The sequence below is a fragment of the Streptomyces sp. NPDC053076 genome, assembly GCF_044546845.1.
In the GTDB taxonomy this organism is placed as follows: Bacteria; Actinomycetota; Actinomycetes; order Streptomycetales; family Streptomycetaceae; genus Streptomyces.
In genome coordinates, this window is record NZ_JBITZL010000009.1 from 154349 (window position 1) to 178557 (window position 24209).

The 24209-nt window shown below is 73.5% G+C and carries 22 protein-coding genes; 13 read left to right on the forward strand and 9 right to left on the reverse strand.

Annotated elements, in window-relative coordinates:
- The first annotated feature begins 8 nt into the window (after positions 1-8).
- Positions 9-500 carry a hemerythrin domain-containing protein gene (locus ACIGYR_RS31525; RefSeq protein ID WP_391846610.1) on the forward strand — a complete coding sequence of 164 codons (492 nt, stop codon included), beginning with the start codon at positions 9-11 and terminating at the stop codon, positions 498-500.
- Between the two features lie 41 nt (positions 501-541).
- Here the strand turns inward: ACIGYR_RS31525 and ACIGYR_RS31530 are convergent, their stop codons facing one another.
- Positions 542-1504, reverse strand: a complete 963-nt coding sequence (locus ACIGYR_RS31530) for a YihY/virulence factor BrkB family protein (RefSeq protein WP_399606065.1) — start codon at positions 1502-1504, stop codon at positions 542-544.
- Between the two features lie 218 nt (positions 1505-1722).
- Between ACIGYR_RS31530 and ACIGYR_RS31535 the strand changes: the two genes are divergently transcribed.
- On the forward strand, positions 1723-3351 hold the full coding sequence (locus ACIGYR_RS31535) for an alkaline phosphatase D family protein (protein WP_399606062.1): 1629 nt from the start codon (positions 1723-1725) through the stop codon (positions 3349-3351).
- A gap of 17 nt (positions 3352-3368) precedes the next feature.
- Here ACIGYR_RS31535 and ACIGYR_RS31540 read toward each other — a convergent pair whose 3' ends face one another.
- Positions 3369-4292, reverse strand: a complete 924-nt coding sequence (locus ACIGYR_RS31540; protein ID WP_391846604.1) for a DUF3027 domain-containing protein — start codon at positions 4290-4292, stop codon at positions 3369-3371.
- Positions 4293-4581: 289 nt separating this feature from the next.
- Here ACIGYR_RS31540 and ACIGYR_RS31545 point away from each other — a divergent pair, with 289 nt between their 5' ends.
- The 4 genes from ACIGYR_RS31545 to ACIGYR_RS31560 all read left to right on the forward strand — a co-directional run bounded on the left by ACIGYR_RS31545 (position 4582) and on the right by ACIGYR_RS31560 (position 8271).
- Positions 4582-5982: an MFS transporter gene (locus ACIGYR_RS31545; RefSeq protein ID WP_399606058.1), complete on the forward strand. Its 1401-nt coding sequence runs from the start codon at positions 4582-4584 to the stop codon at positions 5980-5982.
- Positions 5983-6240: 258 nt separating this feature from the next.
- Entirely contained in the window at positions 6241-6714 is a 474-nt protein-coding gene (locus tag ACIGYR_RS31550) for a DUF2771 domain-containing protein (RefSeq protein WP_399606056.1), read from the forward strand.
- Positions 6714-7433 (forward strand): futalosine hydrolase, encoded by a 720-nt coding sequence (locus ACIGYR_RS31555; RefSeq protein ID WP_399606367.1) that lies wholly within the window; start codon positions 6714-6716, stop codon positions 7431-7433. Before ACIGYR_RS31550 ends, ACIGYR_RS31555 begins: the two co-directional genes overlap by 1 nt.
- Positions 7423-8271, forward strand: a complete 849-nt coding sequence (locus ACIGYR_RS31560) for a 1,4-dihydroxy-6-naphthoate synthase (RefSeq protein ID WP_399606053.1) — start codon at positions 7423-7425, stop codon at positions 8269-8271. The genes ACIGYR_RS31555 and ACIGYR_RS31560 overlap by 11 nt, the downstream gene beginning before the upstream one ends.
- A gap of 35 nt (positions 8272-8306) precedes the next feature.
- Here ACIGYR_RS31560 and ACIGYR_RS31565 read toward each other — a convergent pair whose 3' ends face one another.
- Positions 8307-8690 carry a cold-shock protein gene (locus tag ACIGYR_RS31565; protein ID WP_067009872.1) on the reverse strand — a complete coding sequence of 128 codons (384 nt, stop codon included), beginning with the start codon at positions 8688-8690 and terminating at the stop codon, positions 8307-8309.
- Between the two features lie 174 nt (positions 8691-8864).
- On the opposite strand from ACIGYR_RS31565, the gene ACIGYR_RS31570 reads away from it, so the two are divergent.
- Complete coding sequence (locus tag ACIGYR_RS31570) at positions 8865-9128, forward strand: hypothetical protein (protein WP_391846596.1); 264 nt, start codon at positions 8865-8867, stop codon at positions 9126-9128.
- Here ACIGYR_RS31570 and ACIGYR_RS31575 read toward each other — a convergent pair.
- Both ACIGYR_RS31575 and ACIGYR_RS31580 read right to left on the reverse strand, forming a co-directional pair.
- Entirely contained in the window at positions 9092-9736 is a 645-nt protein-coding gene (locus tag ACIGYR_RS31575; protein ID WP_399606049.1) for an HAD family hydrolase, read from the reverse strand. The genes ACIGYR_RS31570 and ACIGYR_RS31575 overlap by 37 nt on opposite strands.
- A 355-nt stretch (positions 9737-10091) precedes the next feature.
- Entirely contained in the window at positions 10092-11114 is a 1023-nt protein-coding gene (locus ACIGYR_RS31580) for a hypothetical protein (RefSeq protein WP_399606047.1), read from the reverse strand.
- A 548-nt stretch (positions 11115-11662) separates the two neighbouring features.
- Here ACIGYR_RS31580 and ACIGYR_RS31585 point away from each other — a divergent pair.
- Both ACIGYR_RS31585 and ACIGYR_RS31590 read left to right on the forward strand, forming a co-directional pair.
- On the forward strand, positions 11663-14230 hold the full coding sequence (locus tag ACIGYR_RS31585; protein WP_399606045.1) for a helicase-associated domain-containing protein: 2568 nt from the start codon (positions 11663-11665) through the stop codon (positions 14228-14230).
- A gap of 105 nt (positions 14231-14335) precedes the next feature.
- Entirely contained in the window at positions 14336-15979 is a 1644-nt protein-coding gene (locus ACIGYR_RS31590; protein ID WP_399606043.1) for a DNA repair helicase XPB, read from the forward strand.
- 64 nt (positions 15980-16043) lie between these two features.
- Here ACIGYR_RS31590 and ACIGYR_RS31595 read toward each other — a convergent pair whose 3' ends face one another.
- Both ACIGYR_RS31595 and ACIGYR_RS31600 read right to left on the reverse strand, forming a co-directional pair.
- Positions 16044-17192 (reverse strand): glycosyltransferase 87 family protein, encoded by a 1149-nt coding sequence (locus ACIGYR_RS31595; RefSeq protein WP_399606365.1) that lies wholly within the window; start codon positions 17190-17192, stop codon positions 16044-16046.
- A 30-nt stretch (positions 17193-17222) separates the two neighbouring features.
- Entirely contained in the window at positions 17223-17405 is a 183-nt protein-coding gene (locus tag ACIGYR_RS31600; RefSeq protein WP_399606041.1) for a hypothetical protein, read from the reverse strand.
- Positions 17406-17662: 257 nt separating this feature from the next.
- On the opposite strand from ACIGYR_RS31600, the gene ACIGYR_RS31605 reads away from it, so the two are divergent.
- Positions 17663-19750, forward strand: coding sequence for a HelD family protein (locus tag ACIGYR_RS31605; RefSeq protein ID WP_399606038.1), 2088 nt, complete (start codon positions 17663-17665; stop codon positions 19748-19750).
- A 351-nt stretch (positions 19751-20101) separates the two neighbouring features.
- Positions 20102-20722: a hypothetical protein gene (locus ACIGYR_RS31610; RefSeq protein WP_391846582.1), complete on the forward strand. Its 621-nt coding sequence runs from the start codon at positions 20102-20104 to the stop codon at positions 20720-20722.
- On the opposite strand, the gene ACIGYR_RS31615 is transcribed toward ACIGYR_RS31610, so the two are convergent.
- Both ACIGYR_RS31615 and ACIGYR_RS31620 read right to left on the reverse strand, forming a co-directional pair.
- Positions 20719-21417, reverse strand: coding sequence for a copper homeostasis protein CutC (locus tag ACIGYR_RS31615; protein WP_399606036.1), 699 nt, complete (start codon positions 21415-21417; stop codon positions 20719-20721). The genes ACIGYR_RS31610 and ACIGYR_RS31615 overlap by 4 nt on opposite strands.
- Before the next feature lie 89 nt (positions 21418-21506).
- On the reverse strand, positions 21507-22166 hold the full coding sequence (locus ACIGYR_RS31620) for a maleylpyruvate isomerase family mycothiol-dependent enzyme (protein WP_399606362.1): 660 nt from the start codon (positions 22164-22166) through the stop codon (positions 21507-21509).
- Positions 22167-22431: 265 nt separating this feature from the next.
- Between ACIGYR_RS31620 and ACIGYR_RS31625 the strand changes: the two genes are divergently transcribed.
- Together ACIGYR_RS31625 and ACIGYR_RS31630 are read left to right on the forward strand one after the other, a co-directional pair.
- The gene (locus ACIGYR_RS31625) at positions 22432-23076 is read left to right on the forward strand and encodes a hypothetical protein (RefSeq protein ID WP_391846579.1); all 645 of its coding nucleotides are present in this window, start codon (positions 22432-22434) and stop codon (positions 23074-23076) included.
- A gap of 37 nt (positions 23077-23113) precedes the next feature.
- On the forward strand, positions 23114-24208 hold the full coding sequence (locus ACIGYR_RS31630) for a GNAT family N-acetyltransferase (protein WP_399606360.1): 1095 nt from the start codon (positions 23114-23116) through the stop codon (positions 24206-24208).
- Position 24209: the final 1 nt, after the last annotated feature.

Consider the following 24209-nt stretch of genomic DNA (forward strand, 5'->3'; position numbering starts at 1 on the left):
TCCGTCCCATGGCCCAGACACATGACGTCGTCGAGCTCATCCTTCAGGACCACCGGCGCATGGAGGAACTCTTCCGCCGGATGCGCAGCGTCGAAGCCGACCGCGCGACGGCCCTGGAGGAGTTCGCGGACCTGCTGATCGCACACGCCCTGGCCGAGGAGGCCAAGGTCTATCCGGCCCTGAAGCGGTACAAGAACATCGAGGACGAAGAGGTCGAGCACGGCGAGCACGAGCACGACGAGGGCAACAAGGCCCTCCTGGACCTCATGGAGGTCGAGGAGGTCGGCTCCGAGGAATGGGACTCGAAGCTGGAGGAGCTGGTGGAGGCCATCGCCCACCACACCGACGAGGAGGAACGCACCATCCTCAACGGCGCGCGCGAGAACGTGGCGATGGAACGGCGCGAGGAGCTGGGCGTGGCGTTCCTGGAGGAGCGGGAGCGTCAGCTGAAGGCCGGCTGCGGCTCGGTCGACAACGTGCGCCGGATCGTCGGCTCCTGACCCGCCCCGGCGCGCGGCGGTCGGCGCCGCGCGCCGGTGTCTCAGGCGCCCGGGCCCGGGTCCGGTTGCACGGCCCGGCCCAGGCCGGCGCGCGCCGCCTCCAGCTGCGCGGCGAACGCGATGCCCAGGAACAGCGCGACACCCGTCAGGTTGGCCCACAGCAGCAGCGCCACGAAGGCCGTGAGAGGCCCGTACACGCTGCCGAAGGAGCCGCTGCGGGAGACGTAGAGCGTCAGCAGCCAGGTCGCGGCGACCCACAGCACCAGGTGGACGGCGGAACCGAACGCCAGCCACGTGTAGCCGGGCTGGCTGCGGCGCGGCGACCAGCGGAAGATGACGGCGGAGGCGATCCAGGCGAGGGCCGTCCCCACGGGGACGTCCAGGACACCCCACCACGCCGGGGGCCCGGGCCGGCCCAGGGCCTCGGTCGTCGCGGCACCGACGGCCTCACCCGCGACCAGGACCAGGAAACCCAGCACCATCGGCACCCCGGCGGCGAACGCGAGGAGCACCGCCCGGCCGTACTTCCGCGGGAACGGCCGGTCCCGTTCGATGCCGTAGATGCGGTTGGCGCCCCGCTCGACCTGGCCCATGGCCGACGCCAGGTTGAGGACGGAGAAGAGCAGTCCGAGGCACAGCGCGAGCGTGCTCCACGTATCGGACCCGGCGGTGCGGCGGGTGCCGCGCAGGGCGTCCTGGATCACGTCCGAGCCCGTACCCGGCACGATCCTGCCCAAGGTCAGCTCGATGACCCGTCCCACGCTCTCCGTGTGCGCGGCCGTCGCGAGCCCGACCAGCGCGATGGTGAACGGCATCATGCCCAGCACGATCTGGAAACCGAGGGCGCGCGCGTTGGTGAAACCGTCGGCGTAGCGGAACCGGGAGAAGGCGTCGAGCAGCAGCCGCACCCCTCCGTAGCGCCGCAGCGCGGTGAACGCCTCGTCGCCGGAGAGTTCGTCCCCGATCATGTCCCGCGTCTGCGGGACGTGCACCACCGTCCCCATCGTCCCCGTCTCCCCTCGCCCGCCACGACCGACGACCCGCGGACCGATCCGCCCACGTGCGGCGCCCGCTTCCGGATCCCGGCGCTGTCCTCTCCCGCATGCCCGCGCCGGACGGAGGCAGACGCGTCACATGACCGGCGGGCGACCGCCGGCCGCCCGCCCGGTACGGTCTCCACGGCCGTTCCTTTCCGTACGATGCGAGACAGGAAGGCGATCACGTGGCCGAACTGCGTCTGGGACCGCTGCTGAGGTACACCGACGGCTCGTGCGCCACCGTGTGGGTGGAGACGAGCCGGCCCTGCACGGCACGGGTGCGCTGCTCCGACGGCGCGAGCGGAACGGCCCCCACCTTCCAGGTGGCCGGGCACCACTACGCGCTCGTCACGGTGACCGGACTGGCACCGGGCACCGCACCGTCGTACGAGGTGTTCCTGGACGACACCCCCGTGTGGCCGCTGCCCGACTCCCGCTTCCCGCCCAGCGTCATCCGGGCACCCGGCGCCGGCGACGCCGTCCGGGTCACCTTCGGATCGTGCCGCTGGGCCGCGCCCCCGGCCGACGGCAAGGACCCGGTCGGCCCGGACGCCCTCGACACCCTCGCCGTCCGGCTGGCGGCCGATCCCGACGCCGACCGCCCCGACGTCCTGCTCCTGCTGGGCGACCAGGTCTACGCGGACGAGACCTCCGAGGAGACCCGGCGCTGGCTGGCCGGGCGCCGTGACCTCGACGAGCCGCCCGGCGCCCAGGTCACCGACTACGAGGAGTACTGCCACCTCTACTACGAATCCTGGCTCGACCCCGAGGTCCGCTGGCTGCTGTCCACCGTGCCCAGCTTCATGATCTTCGACGACCACGACATCGTGGACGACTGGAACACCTCCGCCTCCTGGCTCACCGACATGCGCGCCACCGACTGGTGGCAGAAGCGGCTGCTGAGCGGCCTGATGTCCTACTGGGTCCACCAGCACCTGGGCAACCTCTCCCCCGCCGAACTGGCCGCCGACCCGACCTGGGCCGCCGTCCACGCCACGCCGGACGGCACGGACGCGTTGCGCGCCCTCGCCGAACGGGCCGACGCCGACCCCGCCTCGGTCCGCTTCAGCTACCGGCGCGACTTCGGCCGGGTCCGGGTGGTGATGGTGGACTCCCGGGCCGCACGCGTCCTGGACGAGGACCGCCGCGCCATGCTCGACCCGGGCGAGGCCGCCTGGCTGCGCGAGCAGGTGCTGCCCGAGCAGGGCTCCTACGACCACCTTCTGATAGGCACTTCGCTGCCCTGGCTGCTGCCGCACCTGGTGCACGACACCGAGGCGTGGGACGCGGCCCTGTGCGCCGGAGCACGCGGGGACCGCTGGGCCCGCTTCGGCGAGTACCTGCGGCGCGGGGCCGATCTGGAGCACTGGGCGGCCTTCCCCCGCTCCTTCGCCGACCTCGCCGGTCTCATCGCCGAGGCAGGGTCCAGGGCGGACGCCCCGGCGAGCGTGTGCGTCCTGTCCGGGGACGTGCACCACGGCTACATCGCGCGCGCCTCCTGGCCGTCCGGCGGCCCCGCCGTCCCCGTCGTCCAGCTCACCTGCTCACCCGTGCACAACTCCGTGCCGCTGATGATGCGGATCGGCTTCCGCTTCGGCTGGAGCGCCCCGGCCCGTCTGCTGGGGCGGCTCCTGGCCCGGCACGGACGCTGCGCCCGGCCGCCGGTGCGATGGCGCAAACAGGGCGGGCCGTGGTTCGGCAACCAGCTCATGACCCTGACCCTGCAAGGCCGTTCGGCCCGCCTGCGCCTGGAACGCACGCACACGGACCAGACGCTGCACACCGTCCACGAGACCGGGCTGACCGCCGGGTAGTCCATCGCCGCCGGGGTTCAGGAGTGGCCGAGTTCCGCCGTCTCCTCGTCGCTCGTCTCGGGGACCGAGCCCGAGTCGCGGGCCGGGCGGAGCGGGAAGGGGTCGACCCGGGTCTCGTCGATGACCGGCTGGGCCGGCTGCGGGGGCTTCGGCATGACCGCGGCCTCCGAGTGGCCGCCGCAGCCGTAGGCGAGGGAGACCACACGGCCGTCCGCCGGCGAGAACTCGTTGGCGCACACGCCGAACGCCTGGCCGAGGGAGCCGCCGATCGGGGTAAGGAAGCCGCAGCTCACACAGGTGGCCGGGGCCGCCTGCGCCATCGGCGTCTGGGGGCCGAAGGCGTCTTCCCAGCGGTCGGCGGCGCTGTGCAGGCCGTAGCGGGACAGCACCCGCGCGCGCCGCATGCCGAGTTCCTCGGCCACCGAGGCGATCGAGCCGCGGGAGGGGACCGTCGGCTGGACGGCGGGGGCGCCGGGGGTGACGTCGGCGTCCTCGGCCTCCGCCAGTTCCCGCATCTCCTCGGAGACGGGCGAGTCCGGCGGGGGCTCCTCCTCGCCCACGTAACCGGGTTCCAGGCGCAGGTCGTCCTGGTCGGTGGGGAGCAGGTCGCCGGGGCCGAGGTCGCCGGGGCGCAGGCGCTCGCTCCACGGGACCCACTCGGGGGCGAGGAGGGCGTCGGGGCCGGGCAGGAGGACGACCTCGTCCAGGGTCACCAGCTTGGCGCGGGAGGCGCGGGCCACCGTCGCGGCCCAGCGCCAGCCGCGGTAGCCCGGCTCCTTGCACTCGAAGAAGTGCGTGACAACACGGTCACCCTCGGCCACCAGGCCGGTGTGCTCGCCGACCACGCCGGGTGCGGCGGCCTCCTCGGCGGCGGCGCGGGCGAGGTCGACGGCCTCGGCGCACAGGCGGTCGGGGGTGCGGCTTCGCGTTGTCGCGCTCACAGGTATCGCTTCTCTCCTACGCCGTCTCGTCGAGTGCGGCTGCCTCCGGCGGTTTCGCCTACGGAGCGGACCTGGGGACCGCATCGACGTCTGCATCCGCGCGCCCGGGCGCACCTCTGCCATCCATTCTGCGTTATGGCTGAGATAGGCACGCTACACCGGGCGGGATTCGTGGATATTCCCACCCGCCCACCTGTGCCCGCCGGACCGGACCGGAGGGCGCGGCCGTGCGGAGTCGTACGCCGCCATCCGTGCCGTACCGCACTATCCGGCCGCATCTCGGGGCACTATGAACGTCGTGGCAGCCGCGGACAAGGTGAGTGATCGGGGCGGCGGTTCGGGCCGGGTGGGTGGTGCCGTCCGCGCGATGGGCCGTGCCCTGCACTTTCCGTTCACCGGCACGGCGCGGGGTATCCGCAGGGCCACGCACGCGCATGGCGCCGGCGAGTCGGGCCTGGGCAAGCTGATCGAGCTGCACGCGGTGAACGGCGCGGGGGACGTCATGGTCACCGTGGCGCTGGCCTCCACCGTGTTCTTCTCCGTGCCCACCGACGAGGCGCGCGGGCGGGTCGCTCTCTATCTCGCCATCACCATGGCGCCGTTCACGGTCCTCGCCCCGGTCATCGGTCCGCTGCTGGACCGGCTGCCGCACGGGCGGCGGGCCGCGATGGCCGGGGCGATGCTGGCGCGGGCACTGCTCGCGCTGGTCATCTCGGGGGCGGTGGCGACCGGCGGTCTCGAGCTGTATCCGGCGGCGCTGGGCGTGCTGGTGGCGTCCAAGGCGTACGGCGTGGTCCGCAGTGCCGTCGTGCCGCGGCTGCTGCCGCCGCGGTTCTCGCTCGTGAAGGCCAACTCCCGGGTCACGCTCGCGGGGCTGCTGGCCACCGGTGCCGCCGCGCCGGTCGGGGCGGGGCTGCACGCGCTCGGCGATCCGTGGCCGCTCTACGGCGCCTTTCTGATCTTCGTCGGCGGGACGTTTCTGTCGTTCTCCCTGCCGCCCACGGTGGACTCGGCCAAGGGCGAGGACGTGGCGCTGCTCGCGGCCGACGAACAGCATCTGCACGGGCCGTGCCGCCGGCTGGCCAAGCGGCCGGGGCTGCGCACGGTCGGGCCCGCCGTCACGCACGCGCTCGGCGCCAACGCCGCCCTGCGCTGTCTGTCCGGCTTCCTGATCTTCTTCCTCGCCTTCCTGCTGCGCGAGCATCCGCTGACCGGGCAGAACGCGGCGGTGTCGCTGGGGATAGTGGGGGTCGCGGCGGGCGCGGGCAACGCCCTGGGGACGGCCGTGGGGGCATGGCTCCGGTCACGCGCTCCGGAGATCATCATCGTCACCGTCGTCGCGGTGGTGCTCGGCGCCTCGGTCGTCGCCGGCCTGTTCTTCGGGGCGTTCCTGGTGGCCTGCCTGGCGGCGGTGGCCGGGTTCGGGCAGGCGCTGGCCAAGCTGGCGCTGGACGCGCTGATCCAGCGGGACGTGCCGGAGCTGGTGCGGACCTCGGCGTTCGCCCGCTCGGAGACGCTGCTCCAGATGGCGTGGGTGTTCGGCGGTGCCGTCGGCATCGTGATGCCGCTCAACGGCACGGTGGGGCTGCTGGTCGGCGCCGCTTTCGTGGCCGCCGGCTGGCTGAGCACCATGCGGGGGCTGGTCGCCTCGGCCCGGCACAGCGGCCGGCCACAGCCCAGGGTGGCGTGACACCGCGCGCGGACCGGCCACGGCACAGGGTGGCGTGACACCGCGCGCCGACCGGCCACGGCCCAGGGGCGTGACGCCGCAGGGGACGCCGACCGGCCACGGCACAGGGTCGCGTACGCCGTACGACACCGACCGGCGTAACGATCCGGGCACGGCTTTCCCGCTCCCGGCGCGGTCGCGGGCACGCGTGGCGTAACGAACCGGGCACGCCGGACCCCACGTGGGCGGACGGCTCCGGCCGCCCGATAGCCTTCGGCCATGACCACGCTGCAATCCGTTGTGCGACGCCGCCGCGCCGTCGCTGTCGCCGGTGCCGTTTCCGCCGGACTGCTCGTCCTGTCGGCCTGCGACAAGCCGTCGCCCGTGGCGACGATCACCGTCGGCCGGGACTCGGTCAACTCCGAGGCCCTCTGCTACAACGACGGCAAGGCGCTGGACGCCGACTCGGTGAAGGACTGCGTCAAGAACGCCGGCGACGCCAAGTCGATCAAGGTCGGTCAGGACGAGACCGTCCGCATCGGCGTCGACACGAAGATCGCGGACGCGGGCTGGATCGTGCTGGTCAACGGCCGCCAGTTCACGGACTCCAGCAAGGAGACGTACCGCACGATCCCGAGCAGCGCGTTCTTCAACCTCCAGTACGGCACCCAGGGCGACACCAACACGCTCGCGATCCAGATGGGTGAGAAGACGAAGAAGGGCTACTGGTCCTTCAAGCTGAAGAAGTCCTGATCACGTCTTCCGCCCCGGTCCTGATCGCCACCGCCGTCCCCGCCGAGCGGGACGCGGTGGCCCGGGCATTGCCCGCGGCGGCCCAGGAGGTACGGCTGCCGGGCGCGACCCTGTGGCGTACGGCCGCGGGCTGGGACCTGCTCGCCGCCGGCGTGGGTCCGGCGCTCGCCGCCGCCCGCACCGCGGGCGCCCTCACCGCCGCCGCGCTGGCCGGCCGTCCCTACGCCCTGGCCGTCTCGGCCGGGATCGGCGGCGGCTTCCCCCCCGGGGCGCCCGTCGGCTCGCTCGTCGTCGCCGACGCCATCACCGTGGCCGACCTGGGTGCGGAGACCGCCGACGGCTTCCTGCCGGTCACCGAACTCGGCTTCGGAACCATCACCCACCGCCCGCCGGAATCACTCGTACGAGTCGTGTCCGAGGCCACCGGCGCCCGTACCGGCACGATCCTGACCGTCTCCACGGTGACCGGCACCGCCGGCCGCGCCGCCGCCCTGCGCGCCCGGCACCCCGGCGCGCTCGCCGAGGGCATGGAGGGCTTCGGGGTGGCGGAGGCCGCCGCCGCGCACGGTGTGCCCGTCCTGGAGATCCGCGCGGTCTCCAACCCGGTCGGCCCCCGCGACCGGGCCGCCTGGCGCATCGGCGACGCCCTCGCCGCCCTCACCGAGGGTTTCGGGAAGCTCGCCCCCGCACTGGAGAGTTGGAACGCACATGACGCATGAGCCGCTGCAGATCGCGTACTCCCCCTGTCCGAACGACACCTTCGTCTTCGACGCGCTCGCCCACGGCCGCGTCCCCGGCGCCCCCGCGCTGGACGTGACCTTCGCCGACATCGACATCACCAACGGCATGGCGGAGCGCGGCGAGTTCGACGTGCTGAAGGTGTCGTACGCCGTCCTGCCGTACGTGCTCGACGAGTACGCGCTGCTGCCGTGCGGGGGCGCGCTGGGGCGGGGCTGCGGGCCGCTGGTGCTCACGCGGGAGGCCGGGGCCGACCTGACGGGCCGTACGGTCGCCGTGCCGAGCGAGAGGTCGACCGCCTACCTGCTGTTCCGGCTGTGGGCCGCGGACACCCTGCCGGACGGGGTCGGCAAGATCGTGGTCATGCCGTTCCACGAGATCATGCCGGCCGTGCGGGACGGCAAGGTGGACGCGGGCCTGGTGATCCACGAGGCCCGGTTCACCTACCGGGACTACGGGCTGCACAAGCTCGCCGACATGGGCGAGCACTGGGAGCGGACGACCGGGCTGCCGATCCCGCTGGGCGCGATCATCGCCAAGCGCTCGCTGGGCGCCGAGACGCTCGGCCGGCTCGCCGACTCGATCCGCGCTTCCGTGCGGGCCGCCTGGGACGACCCGGAGGTCTCCCGGCCGTACGTCATGGCGCACGCCCAGGAGATGGACCCGGCCGTCGCCGACCAGCACATCGGGCTGTACGTCAACGAGTTCACCGCCGACCTCGGCGAGGACGGCCACGCGGCGATCCGCGGCCTGCTCACACGTGCGGCGGCCGAGGGGCTCGTACCGCCCCTCGGCCCGGATGCGCTCGTGTTTCCCTGACGGATTCCCCGATTCCGGGGGCCCGGGCAGGAGGCTCAGACGTCCAGTTGGTCGGCGACCGCGCGGAGCAGACCGGCGATCTTCTTGCCGGAAGTCTTCTCCGGGTAACGGCCCTTCTCCAGCATCGGCGTGATGTTCTCGAGAAGGGTCGTCAAATCCTGCACGATCGACGCCAGCTCGTCCGGCTTCTTGCGCTGGGCGGCGGCGACCGACGGCGTCGGGTCGAGCACGGTCACCGACAACGCCTGGTCACCACGCTGACCGGCGACGACGCCGAACTCCACGCGCTGTCCCGGCTTGAGCGCATCGACTCCGGCGGGGAGAACCGAGGAATGGACGAAGACGTCACCGCCGTCGTCGCGGGAGAGAAAGCCGAAGCCCTTCTCGCTGTTGAACCACTTGACCTTGCCGGTAGGCACGTCTGTCCTCGTCCTCGTACTCGTTGGAAAACTACTTCGGAAACGGCTCTTGATAGCACTGGGGCGGGTCGACCATGACCCGCCGATACCGAGCGCTACCAAGGCTAATGGTCTTCGGGCGGGTGACAAGACGTCCCCCGGTTGTTCTCTCGCGCAGGGAACTACCCTGGTCCGGTGCGTGACAAAACCCAAGCGAATTCCGCCGTGCCCGGTGACCGACTGATCCGCGCCGGTGCCGTCGTCTTCTTCCTCGGGGCCGTGGCCACCCTCGTCACGGTGGCCCCGCTGTTCTTCGGAGCGAAGCCTTTTCCGACCTACATGTTCGGTCTGAGCATGCTCATGGCCGTCGGATTCCTCCTCGCCGGTGCCGGTGTCCTGCGGTCGGTCACCGCCGGCCGGCGTCAGGCGCGGGGTGCGGCCCCGGGCGCCTCGCGGTAGCCGGAGAGCCACGCGGGGAAGGCGGAGAGACCGGCCAGGACGACGTCCGCACCGGCCGCCCTCAGCTCCTCGGCCGGGCACGGGCCGGTCGCGACGGCGACCGAAAACGCACCTGCCGCACGGGCCCCGCGCACGTCGCCGACGTGATCGCCGACGTACACGCCGGCGCCGTACTCGCGCAGTGCCGCCGCCTTCTGCTCGGCCCACAGGTCACCGACGACCACGTCCGGCTCGATGCCGAGGTGGGCCAGGTGCAGCTTGGCGTTCGGCTCGTACTTCGCCGTCACCACCATCGTCCGCCCGCCGGCCGTGCGTACCGCGTCGATCGCCTCCCGGGCGCCGTCCATGGCGGGCGTCGCGGCGATGGCTATGGAGGGGTACATCTCCCGGTACAGATCGGCCATCTCCGGCACCCGCTCGGCCGGGAACCACTGGATCAACTCCTCCACGAGCGGCGGTCCGAGCCGGGTCACCGCCAGATCGGCGTCGATGAACGTCCCGGTCCGCTCGGCCAGGGCCAGGTAACAGGCACGGATGCCCGGCCGTGAGTCGATGAGGGTCATGTCGAGGTCGAAGCCGACGGTGAGGGTGGAGGCCATGGGGCACATTGTGCCGGGTGCCGCCGTCGGGGGGGTGCGGGCGGGCCTGCTCGACAGACACCGGCGCACCGCAAGCGCCCTGAAGGGGCGCGGGGAACCACGCGACCAGCCGGTCACGGCCCTGCCGCTTCATCGCGGACGGCGACCGGACGTCTTCCCGCCCTGCCCTGCGCACCCGCGGTGGGCCGACGGCTCACGGCCCACGGCCCACGGCTGACGGCTCACGGCTCACGGCTCACGGCTCACGGCTCACGGCTCACGGCTGACGGCTGACGGCTGACGGCTGACGGCTGACGGCTGACGGCTGACGGCTGACGGCTGACGGCCGGTCATACACCCGGCGCCGACCCGTCACCGCGGCCCACTACCTCTTCCGCTGCGAGCGCCACACCAGATACACGGCCGACGCCACCGCCGCGCCCCGCACCACCCACGGCCAGGTCTCACCGACGGCGTCGTTCATGTGGCCCTGGGCGATCGGCTCCCCCCAGCGGCCGTCGTTGCGCCCCCACAGCCACACCAGCCCGGCCGTGACCGCCGTGCCCGGCAGCACCATCACCGCCCACTTGGTCTCCGCGGCCGTCAGCCGCCGGGAGCCGTAGGCGATCGCCCAGCCCAGGAGCAGCGCGAACCAGTTGCCGAGCACGGTTCCGGCGACGAGCGCGGCTGCGGCCAGCAGCAGCAGGGGGTTGGACCAGCCGGCGGCGGGCCCGGGGAGGAAACGGCGGCGGCGCGGGGCGGGTTCGGGCGCGGTCTCGGCGGGGCCGGCCGTGAGCTGGGCCGCCTCGTCGGTGGGAGCCCCTGGGGGGACCTTCGCGGAAGCCCCTGTGGGAGCGTCCGTGGGGGGCCGTCTGAGCAGATCCGGGATCTCCACACCGCCGACGAATCCCGGCACCGGGTCGGTGTCCCCCAGGACGCCACCGGTGCTCACGCGCCACCAGTCGGGCGCTGCCACGCTGTCCCCGAGTTCATGCGCGGGGGCGAGATGCGGTGGGGCCGCGGTGCCCCGCCGCATCGGCGGCTCGGGCTCGGCGGGCCGCGGGCGCGGTACGACCCGGCGCAGTCCCTTCGGCCGCTCCCGCTCCACCGGTTCCGGCGCCCGCTTCCCCGGGGAAGGCTGTTCCGGTACGGCGGCGGGGGGCGGCTGCGGGAGACCGCCGGTGCCGCCGGCCACCGCGACCACCTCGTCCGGAGTGCCGAGACCGTCCAGGATGCGGCGGACGGCGGCGGGTGAGTCCACCGTCGTCTTCGCCCGGCACCGGTCGATCTCGTTCCGCAGCTCCGACACGAGCCGCATCCGCGTCGCCGACGGCAGCTGACGCTGCTGGGCGATGTCTCCGACGCGACTCAGATACTCGTAGACGACCTGATCGCTCTCGATCCCCACGGAACCCCTCCGGGGTGCGCCGACTGAAACCCCGGTGAGGACGGTACCGCTTCTCCCCGGTTGCCCGGGTCGGGCCGACCGTCCCGGGCCCACCACCCCCAAGACCCCGCCTCGCCCTCCGACCCCCTCCCGAGCACCGAACGGGCCGTGTGCCGCTGCGACCCCCACCCGAGCACCGGACAGTGTTCCTTCCCTCCCGCCCCCTCCCGAGCACCGGACGCACCGTGTGCCCCGGCGACCCCCACCCTGAGTACCGGACGCGCCGTGTACCCCTCCGACCTCCACCCGAACTCCGGACGCGGTGTGCCCCTGCGCCCCCCACCCTGAGTACCGGACGCGCCGTGTACCCCTCCGACCTCCACCCGAACACCGGACGCGCCGTGTACCCCTCCGACCTCCACCCGAACACCGGACGCGCCGTGTGCCCCTGCGACCCCCACCCGAGCGCCGGACAGGCTGTGTCTTTCCGGCTCTCACCCCGGCTGCCGGGCGGGCTGGGCGGGGCCGGTCTCTCCGGTGCGGGCGGGATGTCCGCTAACGTTGGCCGGATGAGCCCTGAGGCCCACTCAGCCCCTCGGTCCCTCGCGGAGGCGCTCCGCGCGCGGGACGACGCCTCCCTGGCCGGGCTGCTGCGCAGCCGCCCGGACCTCATCACCCCCGTACCCACCGATCTCACCCAGCTCGCCACGCGCGCCGGCACGCGCGCCTCGGTGCTGCGCGCGCTGGAGCGGCTGGACCGGTTCGCGCTGCAGACCGCGGAGGCGCTGGCCGTGGCCCCGGACCCGGCGTCGTACGACACCCTGCTCGGGCTGATGGCCGGGGACGCCGGCGACGAGACGGTGGCCGACGCACTGCCGAGGGCCGTCGGCACCCTGCGCGAGCAGGCGCTGGTGTGGGGTGACGACGACCGGCTGCGGCTGGTGCGGACCGCCCGCGAACTGCTCGCGCCCTCACCGCAGCATCCGTCCCCGACCGGGCTCGGGCCGACCGTGCAGGAAGCCACCTCGGGCATGTCGCCCGGGCGGATCCAGGAGATCGTGTCGACGGCCGGGCTGCCGTCGACGCACGACTCGGTGTCCGCCGTGACCGCGCTGACCGGGCTGTTCACGCACCGGAAGAAGATGGCGAAGCTGCTCGCCGGGGCCCCGGAACCCGCCCGGGAGGTGCTGTCCCGGCTGGTGTGGGGGCCGCCGTACGGGCAGGTCACCGCCGAACCGGCGGCACATCTGCGCTGGCTGCTGGACCGCGGCCTGCTGCTGCCGACCGCCCCCGGCACGGTCGTGCTGCCCCGCGAGGTCGCCCTGCACCTGCGCGCGGGCCGCGCCCATCGCACGCCCGAACCGCAGCCGCCCGCCGTGGTGCCGGCCGCGGCCCACAGTCCGCAGGTGGTGGACGCCACCGCGGCGGGGCAGGCGTACACCGCGCTGGCCACCGTGGAGGAGCTGCTGAAGGACTGGGACGAGGGCGGGCCGGCCGTGCTGCGGGCGGGCGGACTGAGCGTGCGCGACCTGAAGCGGACCGCCGTGGCACTGGACGTGTCCGAGCCGGTCGCCGCCTTCTGGGCCGAACTGACGTACGCCGCCGGCCTGATCGCCTCCGACGGGGAGGTCGACGAGCGGTACGCGGCGACGCCCGCCTACGACGAGTGGCTGGAGCAGCCACCGGCCGAGCGCTGGGCCCGGCTCGCCCACACCTGGCTGACCGCCACCCGTACTCCGGGGCTGGTGGGCGGCCGGGACGCCAAGGACCGGGCCCTGTCGGCGCTCGGCCCGGGGCTCGACCGGTCCGCCGCGCCCGAGGTCCGGCACCGGGTGCTGGCCCTGCTGGCCGGGCTGCCGCGGGGCGCGGCCCCGGACGCCGAGTCGGTGCTGGCCCGGCTGCGCTGGGAACGGCCGCTGCGGGGGATCCAGCGAGACGGCGAGGACGATCTGCGCTCCCGGCTGGCCCGCTGGACCCTGTCGGAGGCGGAACTGCTGGGCGTGACCGGGCGGGGGGCGCTGGCGGCGCAGGGACGCGCGCTGCTCGGGGCGCCGGCCGCCGCTGCCGGATCCGACTCCGCGGGGTCCGCCACGGCGGGGACCGGCGCCCCGGCCTCCGCCGGGCCCGGCGACAAGCTCCCGGTGCACCACCACCGCACGCCCGACCGGCTCGCGCCCCTCTCCGCCGCCGAGCAGGCCGTCGCCACCGCCGCCGCGGCCCGGCTGCTCGCCCCGCTGCTGCCCGAGCCGCTGGACCACGTCCTGCTCCAGGCCGACCTGACGGCGGTCGCCCCCGGCCCGCTGCGACGCCCGCTGGCGGACATGCTGGACGTGCTGGCGGACGTGGAGTCCAAGGGCGGCGCGACCGTGTACCGGTTCACGCCCGGGTCCGTCCGGCGTGCCCTGGACGCCGGACGGACCGCCGCCGACCTGCACGCCTTCCTCACCGAGCACTCCCGCACCCCGGTGCCGCAGCCGCTCGCCTATCTGATCGACGACGTGGCCCGCAGACACGGCCATCTGCGGATCGGCGCGGCCTCGGCGTACGTGCGCTGCGACGACGACGCCCTGCTCAACGAGATCCTCGCCGACAAGCGGGCCGCCGCCCTGCGGCTGCGCCGGCTGGCGCCGACCGTACTGGCCGCCCCGACCGATCCGGCGACGCTGCTGGACGGGCTGCGCGCGATGGGGTACGCGCCCGCCGCCGAGTCCGCGGAGGGTGATGTCCTGATCAGCCGAGCCCACGCCCGTCGCACTCCGCCGCGCACCGCGCCCGAGCCGGTGCCGGAGGGGCCGCCACCGCCCGACGCCACGCTGCTCGGGGCGGCGATCCGCGCGATCCGGGCCGGTGACGTGGCCGCCACCGCCCCGCGCAAGCCCGCCGGCGAGCCGCTCGCCGGCGGCGAGCTGCCGCGGACCTCGTCCGCCGAGACCCTCGCCACCATGCAGGCCGCCGTGCTGACCGGTGACTCCGTGTGGATCGGCTACGTCAACGCCGAGGGCGCCGCCAGTCAGCGGGTCATCGCCCCGATCCGGGTGGAGGGCGGTTTCGTGACGGCGTACGACCACACGGCGGACGAGGTGCGGACGTACCCGCTGCACCGGGTCACGGGGGTCGCGGAACTCGCGGATGACTGAGCGCACGTTCCCGCAGGTCGTGGGCGTGCGGCCACCTGAGCCCCGGACAGTTCGTCTCGATGAGGCACACTGGACGTTTGGCCTTGTGGAAAGGGTGTGCCGCGCGTGAATGGTCCACTGATCGTCCAGTCCGACAAGACCCTGCTCCTGGAAGTCGACCACGAGCGGGCCGACGACTGCCGGCGGGCCATCGCGCCCTTCGCCGAACTGGAGCGGGCGCCCGAGCACATCCACACCTACCGGGTCACCCCCCTCGGCCTGTGGAACGCGCGGGCCGCGGGGCACGACGCCGAGCAGGTCGTCGACGCCCTCGTGCAGTACAGCCGCTACCCCGTGCCGCACGCGCTGCTGGTGGACATCGCCGAGACGATGGACCGTTACGGCCGCCTCACCCTCAGCAAGCATCCCGCGCACGGACTCGTCCTCACCACCACCGACCGGCCGGTGCTGGAAGAGGTGCTGAAGTCCAAGCGGATCGCCCCGCTGGTCGGCGCCCGGATCGACCCGGACAGCGTCGTGGTGCACCCCTCCGAGCGCGGGCAGATCAAGCAGACGCTGCTGAAGCTGGGCTGGCCGGCCGAGGACCTCGCCGGGTACGTCGACGGTGAGGCGCACTCGATCGAGCTGCTGGAGGACGGCTGGGCGCTGCGCCCGTACCAGAAGCAGGCCGTGGAGAACTTCTGGCACGGCGGCAGCGGTGTCGTCGTGCTGCCCTGCGGCGCCGGGAAGACGCTGGTCGGTGCCGGGGCCATGGCCCAGGCGAAGTCGACCACGCTGATCCTCGTCACCAACACCGTCTCCGCCCGGCAGTGGAAGCACGAACTGGTGAAGCGGACCTCGCTGACCGAGGACGAGATCGGCGAGTACAGCGGCACGAAGAAGGAGATCCGCCCCGTCACCATCGCCACCTACCAGGTGCTGACGACCAGGCGGAAGGGCGTCTACCCGCACCTGGAACTGTTCGACTCCCGGGACTGGGGGCTGATCCTCTACGACGAGGTGCACCTGCTTCCCGCGCCGGTCTTCAAGTTCACGGCCGACCTCCAGGCGCGCCGCCGGCTGGGGCTCACGGCCACCCTCGTGCGGGAGGACGGCCGGGAGTCGGACGTGTTCTCCCTCATCGGACCCAAGCGGTTCGACGCGCCCTGGAAGGAGATCGAGGCGCAGGGCTACATCGCACCGGCCGACTGCGTCGAGGTCCGGGTGAATCTGACCGACTCCGAGCGGCTGGCGTACGCGACGGCCGAGACGGAGGAGAAGTACCGCTTCTGCGCCACCACCGCGACCAAGCGGAAGGTCACGGAGGCGATCGTCCGCCGCTTCGCCGGGCAGCAGATCCTCGTCATCGGCCAGTACATCGACCAGCTGGACGAGCTGGGCGAGCACCTGAACGCCCCCGTCATCAAGGGCGAGACCTCCAACGCCCAGCGCGAGAAGCTCTTCGATGCCTTCCGTCAGGGCGAGATCAGCGTGCTGGTGGTGTCCAAGGTCGCCAACTTCTCCATCGACCTGCCCGAGGCCACGGTCGCCATCCAGGTGTCCGGCACCTTCGGCTCCCGGCAGGAGGAGGCCCAGCGGCTCGGGCGGGTGCTGCGCCCCAAGGCCGACGGCCACCAGGCGCACTTCTACTCGGTCGTCGCCCGCGACACCCTCGACCAGGACTTCGCCGCCCACCGGCAGCGCTTCCTGGCCGAGCAGGGCTACGCCTACCGCATCGTGGACGCGGACGAGATCCTGGCCGACGGCTAGGCCGGTCCGGACTCCTTCTCCTCGGTCTCCTCGTCTCCTCGGTCTCCTCGGGCTCGGAACTCCTTCACCTCGGGCTCGGGGCCGGGGCCGGTTTTTCCGTCGGCTCGGTCGACACGATCGGACGACGGCTGATCACGGCGTCGCACGAGAAGGGCAGTCCGAGCGCCACAAGAGGGTATGCGGCCGCCAACGGCTGTTGCCACCACGGCAGTTCCAGGTCCAGGGGGCCCTCGTGGGGCACCAGCCACATCGTGCGGGCAGTGAAGACGAGGGCCACCAGTGCGGCCGTACGGATGCGCCCCTCCGCGAGCAGCACGGCGAGCAGCGGCACGCACCACACCCAGTGGTGGGTCCAGCTGATCGGGCAGATCAGCAGGGCCGTGAACGCGGTCAGCAGGATGCCGTGGCTGTCCCGGCGGGCACGGGCCGCCAGTACCAGGCCCGTCACCGCGACCGCCGCCGCCGGGACCGCCCAGACGAGGCCCGGCTCGGGGTCGCCCAGGGCGCGTGCGACCAGCCCCCGCAGGGACTGGTTGTCCACGATCCACGCCTTGCCCACCCGGCCGGTCTCGTACAGGCGCCGGGTCCAGAAGTCGGCGCTCGCGGACGGGAGCAGGACGGCACCCAGCGCGACCGTCGCGCCGAAGGCCGCCGTCGCCGTCGCCGCCTCCCGTATCCGGCCGCGCAGGAGCAGGTAGGCCACGAACACGGCCGGGGTGAGCTTGATGCCGGCCGTGATCCCGAGGGCGAGGCCCTTGGCGCGGGCGCCCGGCGGCCGGGTCAGGTCCCACAGGGCCAGGCAGGCGACGACCAGGTTGATCTGGCCGAACAGGAGCGTCTGGAAGACCGGCTCCAGCCAGAGCGCGCCCGCGGTGGCCGTGCAGAGCAGGGGCAGGGGCAGGGGCAGGGAGCGCGCGGCCAGACGGGCGGAGAGGATGACGAAGACGGCGAGCAGGAGCGCGTTGCCCGCCAGGAACGCCGCTTTCACGACTGGTGCGGGGAGCCAGGACGCCGGGACGAAGAGGATCGCCGCGAAGGGCGGATAGGTCGCGGGGAGCCGCCACTCGGTGATGGTGAACCCGTAGAGATCGGTGCCGTGGGCCACGGCCGCGCCCTCGGCCCGGTAGACGAGGAGATCGGCCATGGGTGCGCCGCGCAGGGCGCACAGCGTGACGAAGGAGGCGAGGGAGAGGGCGAGAAGGAGCAGGGCCATCCGTTTCCGCACGGACGCGACCCTATGCCGTCATCTGCGGCGTATGCCCGCCTCCTCGCCGTACTCGCCGAGGATGACGACGCTGAACGCCGCCTCGACGAACACCTTCATGGCTCGCAGGGCGTTGCCCAGCGGATGGTGGTGCGGGCCGTCCACGGCCGTGGCCCCGGTCGGCGGCCGGACGGAAGCTGGAGTGATGGTCGCTGCGCTCATGCCTCCATGGTGGAACGTCGGACATAAGACGTGCATCGGTCCATGGGTCCCAGTAGATCTCCGGATGGACCCCGCCCCTAGGCCGGAAGGCCCCCGTCCCCTAGGGGACGGCCGGACGGAAACTCATTGGCGCGCGTCCCGCCGCCTCACTAGAATCCTCGCTCTTGCCCGCCTCCCCCTCGGAGCGCCGCCGCCCGGCCGGAAACCGGACGGCATCGTCGTCGTCGCCACACAGCAGGCCCACCGGAGGCACCCCCTTGTCCGCGCCAGCCCACGAATCGTCCGTCGGCCGGCCGGCCGACCAGTCGGCCGACCCCCTCTCCCGAGAGCGCTCCCACCTCGCCGCGTCCCGCGCCGCCCTGCGTGCCATGCGCGAGGACGTGGAGGCCCTGGACATCCGCGACGTCACCGCGAACTGGGTCAACGCCGAGGTGCTGGCCCGCCAGATCGACGAGCGCATCAAGGCGCTGGCGGACCTCAGTCACACCCCGCTGTTCTTCGGCCGGCTCGACTACCTGCACGCCCCGGCGGCGGAAGAGGCCGAGGGCGCCGAGGGAGAGCAGTTCTACATCGGGCGGCGGCATGTGCACGACGCCGGCGGCGATCCCATGGTCATCGACTGGCGCGCACCGGTCTCGCAGCCGTTCTACCGGGCGTCCAAGAAGGACCCCATGGACGTCGGACTGCGCCGGCGCTTCGGCTACACCGGCGGCGACCTGACCGCGTACGAGGACGAGCACCTCTCCGACCCGGCCGATCCGTCGGAGGCCGCCACCACCAGCAAGCTGCTCCAGCGGGAGATCGAACGGCCGCGCGTCGGCCCGATGCGGGACATCGTCGCCACCATCCAGCCCGAGCAGGACGAGATCGTCCGCTCCGGTCTGTCCGGCACGGTCTGTGTGCAGGGCGGCCCCGGCACCGGGAAGACCGCCGTCGGCCTGCACCGGGTGGCGTATCTGCTCTACGCCCACCGGGAACGGCTCGCCCGCACCGGCACCCTGGTCATCGGACCGAACCGGTCCTTCCTGCACTACATCGAGCAGGTCCTGCCCGCGCTCGGCGAGCTGAGCGTCCGGCAGGCGACGGTGGACGACCTCGTCGCCACGGTCGAGGTGCGCGGCACGGACGACGCGGCCGCCGCGCTCGTCAAGGGCGACGCCCGGATGGCCGAGGTCCTCAGGCGTGCCCTGTACGCGCACGTGACCATGCCCACCGAACCGGTCGTGGTCGTGCGCGGCTCGCGCCGCTGGCGGGTTCCGGCGTACGAACTGGAGCAGATCGTCCGCGAGTTGCTGGCCCGGGACATCCGCTACGGCGCGGCCCGCGAGGCCCTGCCGCAGCGCATCGCGCACGCGGTGCTGGTGCAGATGGAGCGGTCCGGGGAGGCCCCGGACGACCGGGTGCAGGACGCGGTCGCCCGCAACAGCGCGGTGAAGGCGGCCGTGAAGGCCGTCTGGCCGGCCGTGGACCCGGCGAAGCTGGTGCTGCGGCTGCTCGGTGAGCCGGAGTTCCTCGCCGAGCACGCCGCCGGGATCCTGGACGAGGACGAGCGGCAGACGATCCTGTGGGCCAAGCCGGTGCGCAGTGTGAAGTCGGCCAAGTGGTCGGCGGCGGACGCGGTGCTGATCGACGAGGTGGCCGACCTGGTCCAGCGCACCCACTCGCTCGGCCATGTCGTGCTGGACGAGGCGCAGGACCTGTCCCCGATGCAGTACCGGGCCGTCGGCCGCCGCTGCACCACCGGCAGCGCGACCGTGCTGGGCGACCTCGCGCAGGGCACGACCCCGTGGGCGACCCGGAGCTGGGCGGAGGCGCTGGACCACCTCGGCAAGCCGGAGGGGGCGGTCGAGGAGCTGACGGCCGGTTTCCGCGTGCCGACGGACGTCATCGCGTACGCCTCCCGGCTGCTGCCGCACATCGCGCCCGGTCTCACCCCGGTCGCCTCCGTCCGGGAGAACCCGGGGTTCTTCGAGGTCCGCGCGGCCACGGGGACCACCGACGTCGTCGCCGCGTGCGCGGAGTCGCTGCGCAACGAGGGGTCGACCGGCCTGATCGCCGCCGACGCCCGGATTCCGGACCTCGCCGAGGCCCTGACGGCGGCCGGTATCCCCTTCCTCGCACCCGGCGAGGAGACCACCCGCGAGACGCGGCTGACCCTCGTCCCGGCCTCGCTCGCCAAGGGCCTGGAGTACGACTACGTGGTGCTGGACGAGCCGCAGGCGGTGGTGGCCGGCGAGCCGGACGAACGCACCGGGCTGCGGCGCCTGTACGTGGCGCTGACCCGCGCGGTGTCCGGCCTGACCGTGACGCACTCGGCGCCGCTGCCCGCGCAGCTCGCCGAGTAGGGTGCTGTGCCGTTCCGGCATGTCCCCCTGGAAAGGCACCCGTTGAGCTCGCCGCCTCCGCACTCCGCGTACCCCGACCAGCAGCAGCCGGGACCGCAGCAGCCGCCCCCGGGCGCCTGCCGACAGCCCCCGGGTACGTACCACCAGCCCCCGGGCGCCTACCGACAGCCTCCAGGTTCGTATCAGCAGCCCCCGGCGTACCAACAGCTCCCGGGCTCGCACCAGCAACCCCCCGCGTACCAACAGCCCCCCGGCTCGCACCAGCAACCCCCGGCGCCGTATCCGCCCGTCGCCGGTCCTGGCCCCGGGCCCGGACCTGGCCCCGGACCCGGGTGCGAGGTGTGCGGGGCGTTGCCCGCCGCGCCGGTGACGGTCCGCGGGCACCAGGGCATGGTGGTGGTCATGCGGTTCCTGCGGCGGCGGGGCGTGCTGTGCCGCACCTGCGGACTCGCCGTGTTCCGGCAGATGCAGTCGGACACCCTGGCGCGGGGCTGGTGGGGTGCGCTGTCGATGCTCATCACCCCGGTCACCCTGCTGGTCAACCTCGGCGCCCTGGCCCGGATCCGCAAACTCCCGGCACCGGCGACGGCCGCCTGGCGCCCGCCGCTGGACCCCGGGCGCCCGGTGCTGAGGCGGCCGGCCGGCCTGATCGGGCTCCTCCCGCTCGGCGCGCTCGCCGCGCTGGTGATCGCCGTGCCCGTCCTGATGTCCATCGGCTCCTCGACCGAGCCGAGCGGCGTCCACTTCCAGCCCAGGAAGAACCGCGAGCCGCTCTCCATCGGTGCGTGCGCGCACAACGACCGCGAGTGGCCCCACCAGGACCTCAGAAACGTCCCCTGCGACTCCGCGGACGCCCAGTACCTCATCACCGAGCCGAAGAACGGCTACTGCGCGACCGGGGACTACATCGCCTACCTCCAGTACAGCGTGGACGGCATGTCCACCGTGTGCCTGCACCCGGTGAAGGACTAGCCGGCGTCCCCGTCGAGCGCCGTACGCCACTGCGCGACCGCGACCGCCGAGACGGGCCCACGCCAGCCGTCGGGGCGGGCCGCGCCACCGATGTGGAACGCCTCGATCCGGCCGCCCCGGAGCCGCGGCACATGGTCGAGGCGCAGTCCGCCGCCGACCAGGATCTGCTGCTCGTACCCGGGCTCGCCGTCGTGCGTCGCCTCCGCGAGCAGGGTGGGCAGGCCGTCGTCCACGCCCGCGGCGGAGCCGGCGGTGAGGTAGGTGTCCAGGCCGGGCAGGTCGGCGAGCTGCTTGCGCAGGGCGTCCCGGTCGGCGGCCCGGTCGATCGCCCGGTGGAAGGTCCACCGGCAGCCGCCCAGCGCGCCGACGACCCGCTCCACCGCGGCCAGGTCGACACCGCCGTCCGCGGCCAGGAAGCCGAGCACGAACTGGTCGGCCCCGGCCTGCCGCAGCTCACCGGCCACCCCGACCAGCCGGTCCACGTCTCCGGCCGCGAACCCGTCCGCGAGGCGGAGCATCACGCGCAGGTCGATGTCGACGGCGGCACGGATCGCGGCGACGGTGGCGGGCGAGGGGGTGAGCCCGTCGGCCGCCATCTCGGTGACCAGCTCCAGCCGGTCCGCGCCTCCGGCCTGGGCGGCGACCGCGTCCTCGACGTCGAGGGCGATCACCTCCAGGACTGCACGCTTGCTCATGGCACCCCATTCATCGGCATTCATCGGGCGACTATAGGTCTAGTCCAATTTAAGAGTACGCGGGTCCCGGAGTGCCACGGATCCACCACTCACCCGAAGATGTTCAACTCCGCCTCACGGGCCCCGGCCAGCTCATACGTCCCATCTGTCACCGGCCGTCCCGCGTACAGACGTACGAGCGTGGCGGCGTCCCCTATGTACCGGGCGGGCGGACCGCCGGCGGCCACCGCCCCGAGCCGCAGCGGCTCGTCCACATCGGTGAGGTCGGCGTGCAGCGGCACGCGCTCCCTCTCCCGGGTGACCCGCGCCAGCAAGGTCAGCGCGTCCGGCAGTCCGGCCCCCGCGTAGGCCCCCGGCGCCCCCCACGCCTCCCGCACGTCCCCGGCGTGCACCCACTCCCCCAGCGCGATCACGTCCAGCTCCCCGTCCCCGCGGGCGATCACCGGCCCGGCCTCGGTCATCCCGCGCTCCAGCTCCGTCACGACCCGCGCGTTCGTCCAGTCGGCCCGGTCGGCTATGTCCCGGTCGTTCGACTCCGGCGAGAACGCCCCCTTCCCGAGCCGGCCCTCCACCACCCGCATCAGCGCGGCGGAACAGTGCGCCAGCACATCCCGCACCGTCCACCCGGGGCACGCGGCCGTCGGCAGCGAGAAATCGGCGTCGGGGCGGGAACGCAGCAGCGGTACGAGGGCGTCGCGTTCGGCGGCCAGCAGCCGTCCGGGGAGTTCGGGATCGCGCACTTCCAGCATGTCCGTCATGGAGATCACGCTAAGGGCGCGTCCGGGCGTCCGTCACGAGCTGAACGACGGGCAACCTCCCCGAAGGGCCGGCACGAAAGGCACCGCGGGCAACCGCCCCGGAAGGCCCTCACGAAAAGCACCGCGGGCAACCGCCTCGAAGAGCCGGCACGGAAGGCACCGCGGGCAACCGCCCCGAAGAGCCGGCACGGAAGGCACCGGCTGACCGCCGGGCCGGTGGAGGCCGGTCGTCGGCCGGCGCGGAAGAATGGGGCCCATGGCCGACCTCGACGCCCTGCGTCTCCGCTTCGCCCGCACCCTGGAAGCAGCCCGCGCCCCCGGCGGCGGCCCCGACCCCGCCCCTTACGCCGACGCGCTGCTGGCCCGCTGGCAGGAGCCGCAACGCCACTACCACACGGTGGCCCACCTCACCGCCGTACTCGACCACGTGGACGTCCTGGAGACCTACGCGGCCGACCCGGACGTGGTCCGCCTGGCCGCCTGGTTCCACGACGCCGTCTACCTGCCCGAACGCTCCGAGAACGAGGAACGGTCCGCGCGGCTGGCCGAGCGCGCCCTGCCGGAGGCCGGCGTGCCGGACGGCACCACGGCCGAGGTGGCCCGGCTGGTCCGGCTCACCGTCACCCACGACCCGGCCGACGACGACCGCGACGGCCAGGTGCTGTGCGACGCCGACCTCGCGATCCTGGCCACGCCCCCGTCGGCGTACGCCGTCTACACCGCCGAGGTCCGTGCGGAGTACCACTTCGTCCCCAACGACGCCTTCCGCGCGGGGCGGGCCGCGGTCCTGCGCCAACTCCTGGATCTGCCACGCCTGTTCAGGACCCCTTACGGACAGGAGAAGTGGGAGGCGACGGCCCGCCACAACCTCGCCGGCGAGCTGGAAATGCTGTCGACCTGAGCGGTCCGGGCCGCCTAGTGTGCGACCCATGCGTGTCATGGGCGGGGATCAGGTGGAAGAGGCGGTCGCGGGCTGCGTGGCGGCACTGCGGCCGGCGGTGGACCGGGACTGGAAAGGGGTGAAGGCCGCCGGACTGGAGTGGACCTGCCATGACACGGCGGTCCATGTCGCCGACGATCTCGTCGCGTACGCGGCCAACCTGGCGGCGCGGGCCCAGACCGGCTACGTCCCCTTCGCCCTGACCCTCGACGACGGCACCGACAACACCGGCCTGCTGCATGTCGTCGAGGCGACCGGCGCGCTGCTCGCCGCGGCGGTCCGCACCGCCGCGCCCGGCGTCCGCGGCTTCCACCCCTACCCCTTCGGCAGCGCCGACCGGGTCGGCTTCGCCGCCATGGGCGTCGCCGAAGTCCTGCTGCACACGCACGACATGACCCGGGCACTGGGCCTCGCCTACGAGCCGCCCGCCGAGCTGGCCGAGTCGGTCCTGACCTGGCTCTTCCCGCACGTCCAGCCCGGCCCCGCACCCTGGCCCACCCTGTTGTGGGCGACCGGCCGCGGTGAGCTGCCCGGCCGCGCCCCGGTCACCCGGTGGCGCTGGCGCAACAACCTGGTCGTCCCCGCCGAACGCGTCATCCTGACCGGGATCCGACCGGCCGCCGCCGACGATCTGCGCCTGGGCGGCACGGGCGGCTTCGACTGGATCGACGGCGGCCCGTACGAGGGCACTCGGGAAGCCTGCTCCCATCTGATGAAGGCGTACGAAGCCGGTGCGCACCGGCCGGAGTTCGGGGTCTTCGCCCTCGTACGGCCCGAGGACGGCCGGGCCGTCGGCGGCATCGGCTTCCACGGCGCCCCGGACGAGGAGGGGCGGGTGGAGATCGGCTACGACCTCGCCGTGGGCGCCCGCGGCAACGGCTACGCGACCGAGGCGCTGCGCACGCTGACGGCGTGGGCGCTGGCCCGGGAGGACGTCGACCAGGTCTCCCTGACCATCGAGCACGACAACGCGCCCTCCCAGGGCGTGGCGACCCGCGCCGGGTTCACCCGGGCGACCGTGGAGGAGGAACGGATCGCCCAGAACGAGCACGACCTGGACGCCGCCCTCCTGCTCTACGTCCGCCGGAGCTGAG